Raw genomic sequence first — 11,747 nt, 5'->3', positions numbered from 1 at the left:
CGATATCTGTGTTTTCCCACATCGATCAGTTTCCGCACCCCGAATAGAGATAAACCAAATAGCGGTATATCAAATCGGCGGATCGGCGCAGAACATCGACTCGGCTGCACCCGCCGTTCGCGGAGCAGATTTAGGTCGTGCGAAAAATTATAAGAATATTGAAAAGTTATAAGGGGGTACGGAACCAAGCTGTAATCGTCATGAACACGCAGAAGACCGTCCAACAGGAGGCCGGCACCGTCGAGGAGAACGCGCTGCGACTCGAGCCCGAGAAGGCCGAGCAGATTATCGAGGCGCTGAACCGTGACCTCGCGGACGCGTACGTCCTCTACCACCAGCTCCACAAGCACCACTGGAACGTCGAAGGCGCCGAGTTCCTCGACGTCCACGTCTTCCTCCAGGAAGTCTACGAAGACGTCGAGGAAGCCGCCGACGACGTCGCCGAGCGCCTGCAGGCGCTGGGCGGCGTTCCGCACGCCAGCATGACGACGCTGGCCGAAAAGGCGACCGTCGAGCCCGAAGACGAGGACGTCTACGACATCCGCACCTCGCTCGCGAACGACCTCGAGATGATAGGCGACATCATCGAGAGCTACCGCGAGCACATCGAACTCGCCGAAGGGCTGGGCGACCACGCGACCGCCCAGATGCTCCGCGAACAGCTCGAGACCATCGAGGAGCACACCCACCACATCGAGCACTACCTCGAGGACGACACGCTCGTGCTCGAATCGGCGACCAACTAACGGTTCTCGCGTCGGTACCCGCTTTTCTGCCGTTTTAGACCGGGTCGGACAGTAGTAACCGGAGAGTCCGCCGGCTGTCGAATAGGAACAACGCCGCTACCGCGAGATGCCGACCGTTGTATCGCTCGCGATCCAGCCATCGGTGTTGTCCGTTTCGATGAAGATCGTCTGCCCCGGACGGCTCTCACAGACCGAGATGTCGGGAACGGTCCGTTCATCGGCTGGACCGTCCCGATCGCGAGTGTCGTCCGTGTCGTGTGGCCGGGTAGCGTTCGTTATTGCGCCTGTTTAGGTCGGCCTAAAACAAAAGGGTGTGGATCGTCACCGCGGATCGCGAGACGATCTGTGGAATCGGACGCACACGGTTAGTGTCAGGACCGCTCGAGGGACGACTGAACCGTTTCGCCGTCGATCGACTCGGCAGCATCCCTCTCGAGCAGCGTCTCGGCGACCCGTTCGGTGACGAGAGGACTGACGCTGCCGGCGAGTTCCAGCGCCTCCGCCTCGGGATCCTCGAGGTCGAGCACCTCGCGGAAGAACTGCGACAGGACGACGTACGTCTCGTAGAGTTCCGCGGCCGTCTCGCGGCCCTCGGCGGTGAGCGTTGCGCCCTCGTACGGTTCGTACTCGAGGAGGCCGCGCGTCTCGAGTCGCTGGAGCATCTCGGTCGTGGCCGCGGGGGAGCGGTCGAGTTCGTCGGCGACGCGGCCCGGCGACACCGGTTCGCCCGCGTTTCGGGACGCGCGATAGACGACGAGCAAGTACTGCGGTTCGCTCGTCATGTGCCCTCGCGGCGGTGCTCGGTACTGGTTCGGGGGTGTTGCCGCGGGAATCGGCCTCGCGAACGGGAACGCGTCCGAGCGCGACGCGCTCGTCGGTCCGCGCGGCGTCGGTGGTGGGACCGGCGCCCGACGCCGCGACCGCTGTCCGTCACAGGAGCGCATTCCATACGTTTTAGGCAACCCTAAACGACCAAAGTAGTTTCGGATCTTAGGCCAGCCTAAACCGATGGCGGGCAAAGACGAAGCGTCTCGTCGATCCGATGTTCGAGATGACGGGCAACGAAACGACGAGGGCGCTCGAGCGAGAACGAACGGGCGTGACTGGAACCGAGGATTCGACCGACGGGGACACAGACGCGAGCCGGCAAGAAGGACAGGGACGGCGCGAGTGCGATGTCTGCGGGGCGGACGTACCCGCGGCGAGCTACCACGAGCACCTGCTCAAGGAGTGTCCGGGCCAGTGACTGAACCGGTGTTCGAAAACGCTACTTCTCCTCGACGTGACGAACTTCGGCCGCGACGCCCCGCGTGCTCTCGGCCATCTCGCGGCCGAACATCTCGGCGCGGCCGATGGCGAAGGCCTTCGGCCCCTCGACGACGACCTCGTCGCCGACGCGGATGTCCTCGTCGGCGTCGACGACGCCCGGCGCGAGCACGCTGCCGTGCGGGACGAAGCCGTCGATCTCGACGCGCTTGACCGGCGCGTCGCTCTCGAGCCAGCGGCGCGCCCCCTCGAGCGTAAAGGAGAGGGTGCCGTACTGGGGCACCATCGTCGCGAGTTGCGTGTCTTCGCTGTCGCGGACCTGAATCTTCGGGTAGCGGCTCGTCGTCTGAATGTTCTCGAAGAGGTCGTCGCCGGCGCCGTCGCCCAGCAGGTAGTCCGCGATGGCGCGGACGGTGTTGTGCTCGCGCTCGCGCTTGGAGTACTTGAGTTCGCCCGAGAGCGCCTCGGAGAGGTTCGCGAGCGACTCGTCGTCGGTCGGGTGTTCCGCGACGGTGTAGGTGATATCGAGCTCGAGTTCATCCTCGACGCGCTCGACGATGTCGCGGTAGCCCTCGTCGGGGACGTGCGCGATGATTTCGGGGTACTCGTTGCGCTCGAGGTAGCGTCGCAGCACCTCGCTGACGAACTGTTTTTCGTCTTCGGACCAGCGACCCGTGACGACGGTGTCGTAGTGCTGGGCCGGGTAGGTCGTCTCGAGTTCCTGCGGGACGACGCCGATCGGTGACGTCATCGAGACCAGGTGGGCGCGCCACTGGATGACGTCGTGGAACTGGCGGTGGCTCTGGGACTCGCTGTAGGGTTTGGTCGCCGAGCAAGGGACCAGCACGAGCGGGTTGTCGAACCGGTTGCGGTACCGCGTCGTTACTCGGTCGGCGAACCGCTGGATTTCGACGCGTCGCAAGGTGTCCTCGGTGGCGGCGCTGATCTGGGCGTCCCGGAGAATCGGCGTGCGCTCCTCGAGGTAGCCCCATTGCTGGTCGAGTTCGCGCATGCCGGCGGTGAGCCACTGGTCGTGTCGGGCCTGGCCCTCGACGTAGTCGCGCAGGCGACCGTCGCGGATCCGCCGGCGAACGATCGCGAGTTCCGACTCGAGGGCGTTGCGATTGTGCTCGGCGCAGTCCTCGCGGGTGAACTCCTCGCGCGGTTTTTGACAGGCCGGACAGGAACAGGGCAGTTCGTCGAGATCCTCGAGGAAGTAGGCCTCGTCGGTGGTGAGGTAGCGGCCCTCCGTCCCCTTGACGACGGCCGCCGTCGCGTCGAAGAGGTCGACGCCGGCGTAGGCCAGCAGGGCGACGTTGCGCGGCGTCGTGACGCCCGAGAAGAGCAGCGCGGTGTCGGTCGGAATCTCCTCGCGGACGTTGACGACGGCCTCGACCAGCGCCGCACCGTGGCCCATCGCGGACTGGACGTCCGAGACGGCGTACGCGTCGGTGCCGTGGTCCTCGACGTGGTCGCTCGAGACGACGGCGACGCTGGGGTAGTCGACGTCCGGATAGTCGACGGCGAAGGATTCCTGCACTTCGTCGGCGGTGCCGCCGGGGAACGCGCGGTGCGGCAGGACGGTGAGTTTCGATTCGTCGCCCTCGGGCACCTCGCGGGCCCGGCTCCACAGGGAGCCCGCGTCCTCGAGCAGGTCGTCGACGAGCGCGGGGGTCGTGTGGGACTCGGCGAGTCGCAACTCGCCCACGCGCGCGGCCCCGTCGCGCTCGTGCACTTCGAAATACTCGGTCATACCCGAACTGGGTGGGGGAACGCGAAAGAGGCTGTCGGTCGCGGGTTGCCGGCGGCCCCGAGGTGACTACCCGCGATCCAGGAACCGCGCCGTCGCAGACGTGTGCCCGCGGTTGAACGAGAGGATCTCGATCTCGATCACGTCGCCCGCCGCGACGCTCGAGGGGACGTCCTCGACGAAGACGACGAACCCCTCGATCTTGCAGACGGCGTGGCGCTTCCCGGAGTGGTGCTCGGTGAACTCCTGGACGGCGACCGCCCGTTCGTCGCCGATCTCGACCGGCGGCTCGCGCTCCTGGGCCTCGCGGTGGCGCCGCTCGGATTTGCGCCGGTCGGCCCACCGGCCGCCGATGCGAAGGAGCAGCCACGTCGCGACGACCAGCGAAACGACCAGCGCGACGACGGCGGCCACGACACCGAGCATCATTCTCGTACGTGTCAGGGAGCGCCTCCACCTTGGACGTTCTGATCCTACGGAGCTGTGGTGACTGTCCGTTCGCGTCGGCGGCCGGCGAACCAAAAGCGCTTCTCGCTGGACGCAAAACGAGGCCTATGGGGTTCGAACTCGACGATATAGACAGGGGCATCCTGCACCGGTTGCAGGACGACGCGCGACACACGACGGCGGCGGACATCGCCGGCGAGGTCGGCGTAACCGCCAACACCGTCCGCAACCGGATTCGGCGCCTCGAGGAGGCGGGCGTGATCGCCGGCTACGTCCCGCTGATCGACTACGAGCGGACCGAGAAATCGATGCACATGGTCGTCCAGTGTACGGTACCGATCCACGAGCGCGGCGAGGCGGCCGCGACCGCCCTCGAGATCGACGGCGTCGTCGGGGTCCGCGAACTCATGACCGGCGATCGGAACCTGCGGATCGACCTCGTCGCGGCGGATACCGACGAGATCACGGCGATCGTCAGCCGGCTCCAGCGGGCCGGCATCGACGTCGGCGAGGAGGAACTCCTCAAAGCCGAGTACCGCCAGCCGTTCGATCACTTCGGGGCGGATACGGTCGAGGAGTAGGACAGCGCTCGAGAGTGTTGCTCGAGGCGAGACGATCGAAACGCCAAACGGGTTCGGATGGTATTACGAACCGTATTGCAGTATTGGTTCGGAAAGCGAAGCGAAAGGGAATAATTACGCTCTAAAGTGAGAACGCCCGCTACCCTTTTATGTACCCAAGCGGTTGGGTAGTATGTGAACCACTCATCTATCGGGTCGACTGACGGCGGGTTCGAGGAGTCCGTGAGCATCAGTGTCATCACGGCAGTCGCGGCGCGACGCGGCGTCGAACCGACGGAGCTGCCACCGTTGTACGAGTGGATCGATCCCGACGCCCTCGATTCGCTGTTCGAACCGACTCGAACGGGCGGTCCGCGGGGCGGCCGGGTTTCGTTCGTCTACGACGGGCACGATATCGTCGTCGCGTTCGACGAGGGCCTCGAGATCACGGTCGACGGGACGAAAACCGAGATCAGCGCAGCCGAACCGGCGGCGCCGGCCCTCGAGTCGGATGAGTTCCGGTTCGGCGTCTAACGCCGTACCCACCCCGCCACCCGCCGTCAGTTCCGCCGACGCCGGTTCGGCTCTGCGGACGCGATCGCTTCTCTTTCGTTTTTCAACTCGAGCGTGAGCGGCTGCGCCGCCGACGTTACGCGCCCGTGAGATCGAGCAGGTCGACCGAATCGGGGACGCGCTCGAGGACGTCGGCCGGCCAGCCGCGGTGAGCGAGCGCGAGGTCGGCGTCGGGGTTCGCCGCGGCGAGTTTGGCGACGCCGTCGGCGGCGGCGGCCTGCGCCGCGCGATCGGTTCGGACCGGCACCTCGGCGGTGAGCGGGTAGCTCTTCGAGAGCGCCCGCGGGAACGGCCCGAAGGGCGGTTCGACCCGCCAGGAGTCGTCGTACCGGTCGCCTCGCGGCGCGTCGCCCTCCGTCAGGAGCAGCGAGTCCGGCACCGAGAGCCGCTCGAGACGTTCGTGGTGGCGCAGCACCTCGGGGCGGCGCGCGCTCTCGTGGGAGACGTGGAAGAACGCGCCCTTCGAGACGGGATCGGACCGCTCGAGTTGCGCGGCGTGGTCGAGCAGCGTCCGGTAGCCGTCCAGCATCGTCGGGTGGGCGCGGGCGCGCTGTTCGACCAGTTCGAGGAGGTTGCCGGCGCGGATGGCCTGTTTGACGCGGCGAATCTCCTCGAAGGTGACGTGGAGGTTGTGCGCGGCCAGTTCCTCCTCGCGGGCGCGGTCGGGCAGCGCGCGGAGGTCGTCGGGCGAGTGCTCGGTGCAGACGGGACAGGAGCAGGGCAGGTACTCGAGGTCCTCGAGTTGCCGGGTGCCCCGGACGGTGAGGTAGCGGTCGTCGCGGGCGTACAGCGCGTAGGCCGCGGAATCGAACAGGTCGCAGCCCATCGCGACGCCGAGCGCGAACATCATGGGGTGGCCGGCGCCGAAGAGGTGGACCGGCGCGTCGGCGCCCAGGCCGCGCTTGGCGGCGGCGACGACGTCGACCATGTCGTCGTACCGGTAGTCGTTCATCAGCGGGACGACCGCGCCGACGGGGAAGACGTCGAGGCTGGTCCCGTCGGCGTGGCGGCCCGCCTCCTCGCGGAGGTCCGGATACGTCGATCCCTGGACGGGCGCGGTGACGAGCATGTCGCCGGTGTCGACGGTCTCGGCGACCTCGAGGCGCTCTTTCGTCGTCGCGAGTTCGTCTTCGGCGCGCTCGCGGTCGACGTCCGGCGGCGTCGGAATGTCGACCGGCGTCCCGATGTCCGAGCCGATCCGGTGCTGGAACTCGAGAATCTCCTCGGTCGTGACGTCGATCTCGCCGTACTCCGAGAGCTGGAAGGAGCCGGAGTCGGTCATGATCGCACCGGGGAAATCGAGCACCTCGTGGAGGCCGTCCTCGAGGGCCCGCTCGCGGACGTCGTCGGTCCCGTGGATGATGTAGGAGTTCGTGATGAGGATCTCGGCGCCGAACTCCTCGGCCATGCGGCGTGGACTGATCGTGTCCAGGTTAGGGTTGATCACCGGCAACAGGGCCGGCGTCTCGACGGTGACGTCGGCGCGGGGAACGGTGAGTTCCCCGATCCGCCCGCCGGCGTCGGTGTCCCGGATCTCGAAGCACTCGCGCATCGGCCGTCCGTTGGCGGGGCCGACGTAAGTCAGTGCAGGTTTCGACCGACCGTCCGTTCGCCGTCCGTTTGTTGTCAGTTCGCGATAATCGGGCCGCTGAACGAGCGGTAAATATCCCGTTTTCCGGCGGTTTCACCCCTCGAGCGGCAATCGCAGGCACAATCCGGATTTGCTAGGCAACCGGAACGGATGTCGGGATCGATGACCGTAATCGATCCCGATACGGTGAAAACCCGATTAGCGACCGTTGCAGAATTCAAACTGGGTGTTTCTTCGCGTCAAGCCCGTAACAGTCGCCTCGTTTTAGCCGTCCGCCGGCGGTAGCACCGGGTGCATGGTTTCACGATCACAGCAACTCGGTGTGGTTTTCATGGCACTACTGGTCGCCATCTCGGGGGGTCCCGCCCTCGCAGGTGCGACAACAACAGCCGACGACGCCGAGGCGGGAGACGTGAGCGCAACGCTCGAAAACGTACAGGTCGAAACCCTCGAGCTCGATAACGTGACGGTCGAGAACGCGACGATCGAGGAGCTGAACGTCGAGGAGTTCGACGCCGACACGTCCGAACTCGAGGACGAACTCGACGCGGGTGGCGAGAACGAGACGACGGACACCGACGCCGCTAACGAAACTGACAACGAGACCGCTTCCGCCGGCGAGGAAGTGACGATCTCGGACATCCAGTTCGAGCAACTCGAACTCGAGAACGTCTCGATCGAGGAGCTCGAGCAAGACGGCGATAACGCGACCGACGCGGCCGACGACAACGAGACTGACGTCGCCGTCGACGAAGACGACAACGAAACTGAAGTCTCCGTCGATGAGGATGACAACGGGACTGACGTCACCATCGACGAGGAAGACAACGAAACCGCCGCGACCGACAACGAAAGCGGTCAGCAGAGTCTGATCGAGGAAGACACGAGCGAACTCACCGTCCAGCAGCTCACCATCGAGACGATGGACGTCGAGCAGCTTTCGATCGACGAGATCACCGTCGAGGACGGCTCCGACCAGATGGCGGACAACGAGACCGACGATAACGAGACGGACATCGCTATCGACGAGGACGACAACGAAACTGACGTCGCCATCGACGAAGACGACAACGAGACTGACGTCACCGTCGACGAGGAAGACAACGAAACCGACACGACCAACGCGACCAGCAGCGAGCAGGAGCTCGAGGAGCTGACCGTCGAGCAGTTCGACGTCGACGAAATCACCGTCGACTCGATGACGGTCCAGCAGGTCGAGGAAGGAACCGCGACTGACGACGGTCTCGACAATGAGACGGACGACAACGAGACGGACATCGCTATCGATGATGACGACAACGAGACTGACGTCACCATCGACGATGAGGACAACGAGTCCGATACGATGACCAACGAGACCGCGTCCGACGGCGAGACTGAGACCGTCTCGCAGGCGTCCGCGTCCACGATCGAGATCGGCAACGCGACCACCGACACGCTGACGCTCGGCGACGCCGCCGACCTCGAGAACATCGAACAGACCGACAGCGACACTGCGATGAACGACACCGAGACGAACGATACCGACACGGATGTCGAGGTGGATGTCGACGACAACGACACCGAGATGACTAACGACACTGAGCTCGGTGACGACAACGACACCGAGTCAGCAGCCATCCTGCACTGATCGGCACCCGCCCACACGGCGCAACGCACGCGACCGGTCGTTCGGACGACCGGTCATCTGGCCACTTTTTTCGAGACGCACTGTCGCCGTCAGTAACACATTGTTTTCTGATAGGTTCTATAAGGCGGTAGCGGTCGCAGGCAGAACGCTGAGGGCGCTCGAACGAACGTTCAAACTCGCCGTTCGAGACACTCATCGAAACGGAAACGAGGAACGGACGATTAGGGCGTTTCGGGCGGATTCTAACTCCGTGTTTCTGCGAGATAACGCCGTAACAGTCGCCTCGTTTTAGCCGGGATACGCCGGTAGGAGCGTAGTGCATGGTTGCACGATCGCACAAAATCGGAGTGGTATTTGCGGCGCTGATGGTTGCCCTTTCATTTTCGGGGGGATCCGCCCTCGCAGGTGCGACGACAGGGACAGCCGCGACCGCGAACGACGACGCCGAGACGGATGACGTGAGCGCAACGCTCGAAAACGTACAGGTCGACGTTCTCGAACTGGAGAACGTGACGGTCGAGAACGCGACGATCGAGGAGTTAAACGTCGAGCAACTCAACGCCGACGCGGAGCAACTCCAGCAGGAACTCAACGCGAGCGACAACGAGACTGCGGGTGCAAACGAAACGAACGCCACCGCCAACGAAACGAACGCGACCGGAGAGAGCGTGACGCTCTCCGGCATCGAGATCGAACAGCTCGCGTTCGAGAACGTCTCGTTCGAAGAGCTCGAGTTCGACGGCGGCGAAAACGCGACGGGCGAGAACGCCACCGAGGACAACGAAACGGCTGACAACGAGACCGAGACCGGCATGACCGCCGGCGACACGAACGAAAGCAGCGGGCAGGATCTGATCGAGGAAGACACGAGCGAACTCGCGGTTCAGGAGCTCACCATCGAGACGATGGACGTCCAGGAGATGTCCGTCGAAACCCTCGAGGTTGAGGAGGGTGGCGGCATCCTCGGCCAGATCGGCGACTTCATCGGCGGCATCTTCGGCGGCGGCGGAGACGGCGGCGGTGACACGAACGAGAGCGCCAACGAGTCGAACGCGACCGCCGGCAACGAATCCGCACAGGAGATCGACGAACTCACGATCGAGCAGTTCGACGTCGACGAGGTCGTGATCGACCAGATGTCGATCCAGAGCCTGCAGGAAGGTGAGCCGGCTGCCAACGAGACAGCCAACGAGACCGGCATGGAAGCCGAGAACGAGACGGCCAACGAGACCGAGATGGACACCGAGATCGGCTCCACGAGCGCCGAAACCGTCTCGCAGGCCTCCTCGTCACACGTCGGCATCGAAACCCTCGAGGCCCAGAACATGACCATCGAGGACCCGGGCGATCTCGAGGACGTGACGGCGAGCAACGAGACGAGCGGAAACGCCACGGAGGAGAACGCGACCGGCGAGAACGAAACCGGAAACGAGTCGGTCAACGAAAGTGAAGAAGTCGGCGGCGTGGACACCGCGAGCGACGATGAAGGGGCCGGACAGTAATCGATCGCTCGAGTAGGCGCACCGGCGAGTCGGCGGCCGCTATCCGGTCGTCGCGAGTATTCGGTCGCTTTTTTGCAGTCCGCCGCGAGACGGTGTTGGTAGCGTTGTGGCTATCGTCGATAGTTCCACTGTAGCCGGCGGTGGAATCGGTTATGGACAACTGCGTCCAACTGCAGCGGCGATCGTTGCTGCCGATGGCCGGCTGCGATCGTATCTCTCGACCAAAAGAGCGGCTGGCACCGAGCAGAACCCGGACGGAGACTACGCTGACGCCTCGAGCAGCTGGTAGTACGACAGCGCGAGCACCGTGCGCCCGTCGCGGATCTCGCCGTCGCGGACGGCTGCGAGCAGGTCGTCGAACGCCAGCGGGGTCACCCTGATGCTCTCGTTGTGATCGAGCTGCTGGTCCGCGGTCGGCCGACAACCGCGGGCGACGAAGAAGTGGACCACCGAGTCGGCGATGCCGTTGGCCGGCTCGACGGTCACCAGCGGCTCCAGTTCCTCGGCTTCGTGACCGGTTTCCTCGCGAAGTTCGCGCCGGGCGGCCGCCTCGAGGTCGTCGTCTTCGGGTTCGGTGCCGCCGACGGGGAGGCTGCGGTTGACGCGGTCCACGGCCTGACGCCACTCCTCGATGCAGACGACGTCGCCGTCGGGCGTGAACGGGAGCACGGAGACGCTTTCGGACTCGGAGACGTAATCGAAGTCGGTTTCGGCGCCGTCGGGCAGGCGAACGGACTCGTTAACGACGTCGAACCCCGGACAGGAGTAGACGACGTCTCGATCGAGGGTGTCCCAGGCGAGCGGATCCGATGGCATACCGAGCCGTAGGGACGGCGGGATGAAAAACGACCCGTCACGGAACGGACTTATGGACCGGAATCCGTCCCGGTTAGCGGAGCATATTCGCCCTACGTACTGCGTTCTCGGTCGCGGCAGGGACGTACCAGCTCTATAACAAAGCCACAGATCGGTGAACGTTAGGACTCAGAGGGTGATCCATGGATCAACTAACTGGATTCCAGCGTGACTTGCTGTACGTCATCGCAGGGAAAGACCGTCCGTCAGGACAAGAGATTCTCGACGACATCAACCGCTACATCGATCAGCCGGTAACCCACGGCCGGCTGTATCCGAACCTCGATACACTTGTCGAGAAGGAACTCGTCGAGAAAGGACAACTCGATCGACGGACGAACTACTACGCGCTGACCCCGAAGGGCCGGCGCGTACTCGAGCAGCGCCAGGAGTGGGTCGACCAGTACGTCGACGTCTAACTCCTGGTTTTCGGCGCTATTCTGACCGGTTCCGGTGCAACGACCGATGCGGAGGCGGTGGCGTACCGATGGTCGTCAGTTCTCAGGTTACAGCAGCAGCGCTTCTCGAGTGCGATGGACAGTTGCCCGTCGTCGATCGAGAGCGCGACGAGTTATCTCGTCGGTTGCGAGCGTCGGGCGTCTCGAGTCGAGTTGCCGACCGATTCGTGTCGTGGGGTCCGTCGTCGTAGCGGTGGCCGCCGTAGGTCCGCAATCGGTGGCGGCGGCAGTAGCAGTAGTGGGGCGCCGGTAGTACGATGGCCGAGCAGGGGCAGCAGTGCAGACTCGCTGCTGCACTCGTCACCGGGCGGGCTCGAGTACGATACCAAAGCGAACCCTCACCGATGCGATGAGGCCTCTTTCGTAGGG

The 11,747-nt window shown here is 64.5% G+C and carries 12 protein-coding genes; 7 read left to right on the top strand and 5 right to left on the bottom strand.

Annotated features, from left to right (window positions below):
* The first annotated feature begins 200 nt into the window (after positions 1–200).
* On the top strand, positions 201–746 hold the full coding sequence (dpsA, locus tag HALXA_RS14305) for a DNA starvation/stationary phase protection protein DpsA (protein ID WP_013881093.1): 546 nt from the start codon (positions 201–203) through the stop codon (positions 744–746).
* A gap of 371 nt (positions 747–1,117) precedes the next feature.
* On the opposite strand, the gene HALXA_RS14300 is transcribed toward dpsA, so the two are convergent.
* Positions 1,118–1,528 carry a metal-dependent transcriptional regulator gene (locus tag HALXA_RS14300; protein WP_013881092.1) on the bottom strand — a complete coding sequence of 137 codons (411 nt, stop codon included), beginning with the start codon at positions 1,526–1,528 and terminating at the stop codon, positions 1,118–1,120.
* A gap of 269 nt (positions 1,529–1,797) precedes the next feature.
* On the opposite strand from HALXA_RS14300, the gene HALXA_RS14295 reads away from it, so the two are divergent.
* On the top strand, positions 1,798–1,992 hold the full coding sequence (locus tag HALXA_RS14295) for a hypothetical protein (RefSeq protein WP_148263647.1): 195 nt from the start codon (positions 1,798–1,800) through the stop codon (positions 1,990–1,992).
* 21 nt (positions 1,993–2,013) lie between these two features.
* Here the strand turns inward: HALXA_RS14295 and arcS are convergent, their stop codons facing one another.
* Both arcS and HALXA_RS14285 read right to left on the bottom strand, forming a co-directional pair.
* Complete coding sequence (gene arcS / locus HALXA_RS14290) at positions 2,014–3,765, bottom strand: archaeosine synthase subunit alpha (protein WP_013881090.1); 1,752 nt, start codon at positions 3,763–3,765, stop codon at positions 2,014–2,016.
* A 66-nt stretch (positions 3,766–3,831) separates the two neighbouring features.
* The gene (locus HALXA_RS14285) at positions 3,832–4,188 is read right to left on the bottom strand and encodes a TRAM domain-containing protein (RefSeq protein WP_049895478.1); all 357 of its coding nucleotides are present in this window, start codon (positions 4,186–4,188) and stop codon (positions 3,832–3,834) included.
* A 128-nt stretch (positions 4,189–4,316) separates the two neighbouring features.
* Here HALXA_RS14285 and HALXA_RS14280 point away from each other — a divergent pair, with 128 nt between their 5' ends.
* Together HALXA_RS14280 and HALXA_RS14275 are read left to right on the top strand one after the other, a co-directional pair.
* The gene (locus tag HALXA_RS14280) at positions 4,317–4,790 is read left to right on the top strand and encodes an Lrp/AsnC family transcriptional regulator (protein ID WP_013881088.1); all 474 of its coding nucleotides are present in this window, start codon (positions 4,317–4,319) and stop codon (positions 4,788–4,790) included.
* A gap of 174 nt (positions 4,791–4,964) precedes the next feature.
* The gene (locus HALXA_RS14275) at positions 4,965–5,303 is read left to right on the top strand and encodes a HalOD1 output domain-containing protein (protein ID WP_013881087.1); all 339 of its coding nucleotides are present in this window, start codon (positions 4,965–4,967) and stop codon (positions 5,301–5,303) included.
* A gap of 115 nt (positions 5,304–5,418) precedes the next feature.
* Here the strand turns inward: HALXA_RS14275 and tgtA are convergent, their stop codons facing one another.
* Complete coding sequence (gene tgtA / locus HALXA_RS14270) at positions 5,419–6,894, bottom strand: tRNA guanosine(15) transglycosylase TgtA (protein WP_013881086.1); 1,476 nt, start codon at positions 6,892–6,894, stop codon at positions 5,419–5,421.
* A gap of 370 nt (positions 6,895–7,264) precedes the next feature.
* Between tgtA and HALXA_RS14265 the strand changes: the two genes are divergently transcribed.
* Positions 7,265–8,563, top strand: a complete 1,299-nt coding sequence (locus HALXA_RS14265) for a hypothetical protein (RefSeq protein ID WP_013881085.1) — start codon at positions 7,265–7,267, stop codon at positions 8,561–8,563.
* A gap of 458 nt (positions 8,564–9,021) precedes the next feature.
* A complete protein-coding gene (locus HALXA_RS14260; protein WP_245550032.1) occupies positions 9,022–10,065 on the top strand; it encodes a hypothetical protein in 1,044 nt (347 codons plus the stop codon).
* A gap of 261 nt (positions 10,066–10,326) precedes the next feature.
* Here the strand turns inward: HALXA_RS14260 and HALXA_RS14255 are convergent, their stop codons facing one another.
* Positions 10,327–10,881, bottom strand: coding sequence for an NUDIX hydrolase (locus HALXA_RS14255; RefSeq protein ID WP_013881083.1), 555 nt, complete (start codon positions 10,879–10,881; stop codon positions 10,327–10,329).
* A gap of 182 nt (positions 10,882–11,063) precedes the next feature.
* On the opposite strand from HALXA_RS14255, the gene HALXA_RS14250 reads away from it, so the two are divergent.
* Entirely contained in the window at positions 11,064–11,339 is a 276-nt protein-coding gene (locus HALXA_RS14250) for a PadR family transcriptional regulator (RefSeq protein ID WP_013881082.1), read from the top strand.
* The last annotated feature ends 408 nt before the right edge of the window (positions 11,340–11,747 follow it).

The organism is Halopiger xanaduensis SH-6, assembly GCF_000217715.1.
Lineage (GTDB): Archaea > Halobacteriota > Halobacteria > Halobacteriales > Natrialbaceae > Halopiger > Halopiger xanaduensis.
The sequence above is the reverse complement of the archived record's forward strand: the minus strand, read 5'-3'. Positions and strand labels throughout refer to the sequence as shown.

Coding starts and splice junctions, on each gene's coding strand:
- dpsA (WP_013881093.1), top strand. CDS start 201: ATGAACACGCAGAAGACCGTCCAACAGGAGGCCGGCACCGTCGAGGAG.
- HALXA_RS14300 (WP_013881092.1), bottom strand. CDS start 1,528: ATGACGAGCGAACCGCAGTACTTGCTCGTCGTCTATCGCGCGTCCCGA.
- HALXA_RS14295 (WP_148263647.1), top strand. CDS start 1,798: ATGACGGGCAACGAAACGACGAGGGCGCTCGAGCGAGAACGAACGGGC.
- arcS (WP_013881090.1), bottom strand. CDS start 3,765: ATGACCGAGTATTTCGAAGTGCACGAGCGCGACGGGGCCGCGCGCGTG.
- HALXA_RS14285 (WP_049895478.1), bottom strand. CDS start 4,188: ATGCTCGGTGTCGTGGCCGCCGTCGTCGCGCTGGTCGTTTCGCTGGTC.
- HALXA_RS14280 (WP_013881088.1), top strand. CDS start 4,317: ATGGGGTTCGAACTCGACGATATAGACAGGGGCATCCTGCACCGGTTG.
- tgtA (WP_013881086.1), bottom strand. CDS start 6,894: ATGCGCGAGTGCTTCGAGATCCGGGACACCGACGCCGGCGGGCGGATC.
- HALXA_RS14265 (WP_013881085.1), top strand. CDS start 7,265: ATGGCACTACTGGTCGCCATCTCGGGGGGTCCCGCCCTCGCAGGTGCG.
- HALXA_RS14255 (WP_013881083.1), bottom strand. CDS start 10,881: ATGCCATCGGATCCGCTCGCCTGGGACACCCTCGATCGAGACGTCGTC.
- HALXA_RS14250 (WP_013881082.1), top strand. CDS start 11,064: ATGGATCAACTAACTGGATTCCAGCGTGACTTGCTGTACGTCATCGCA.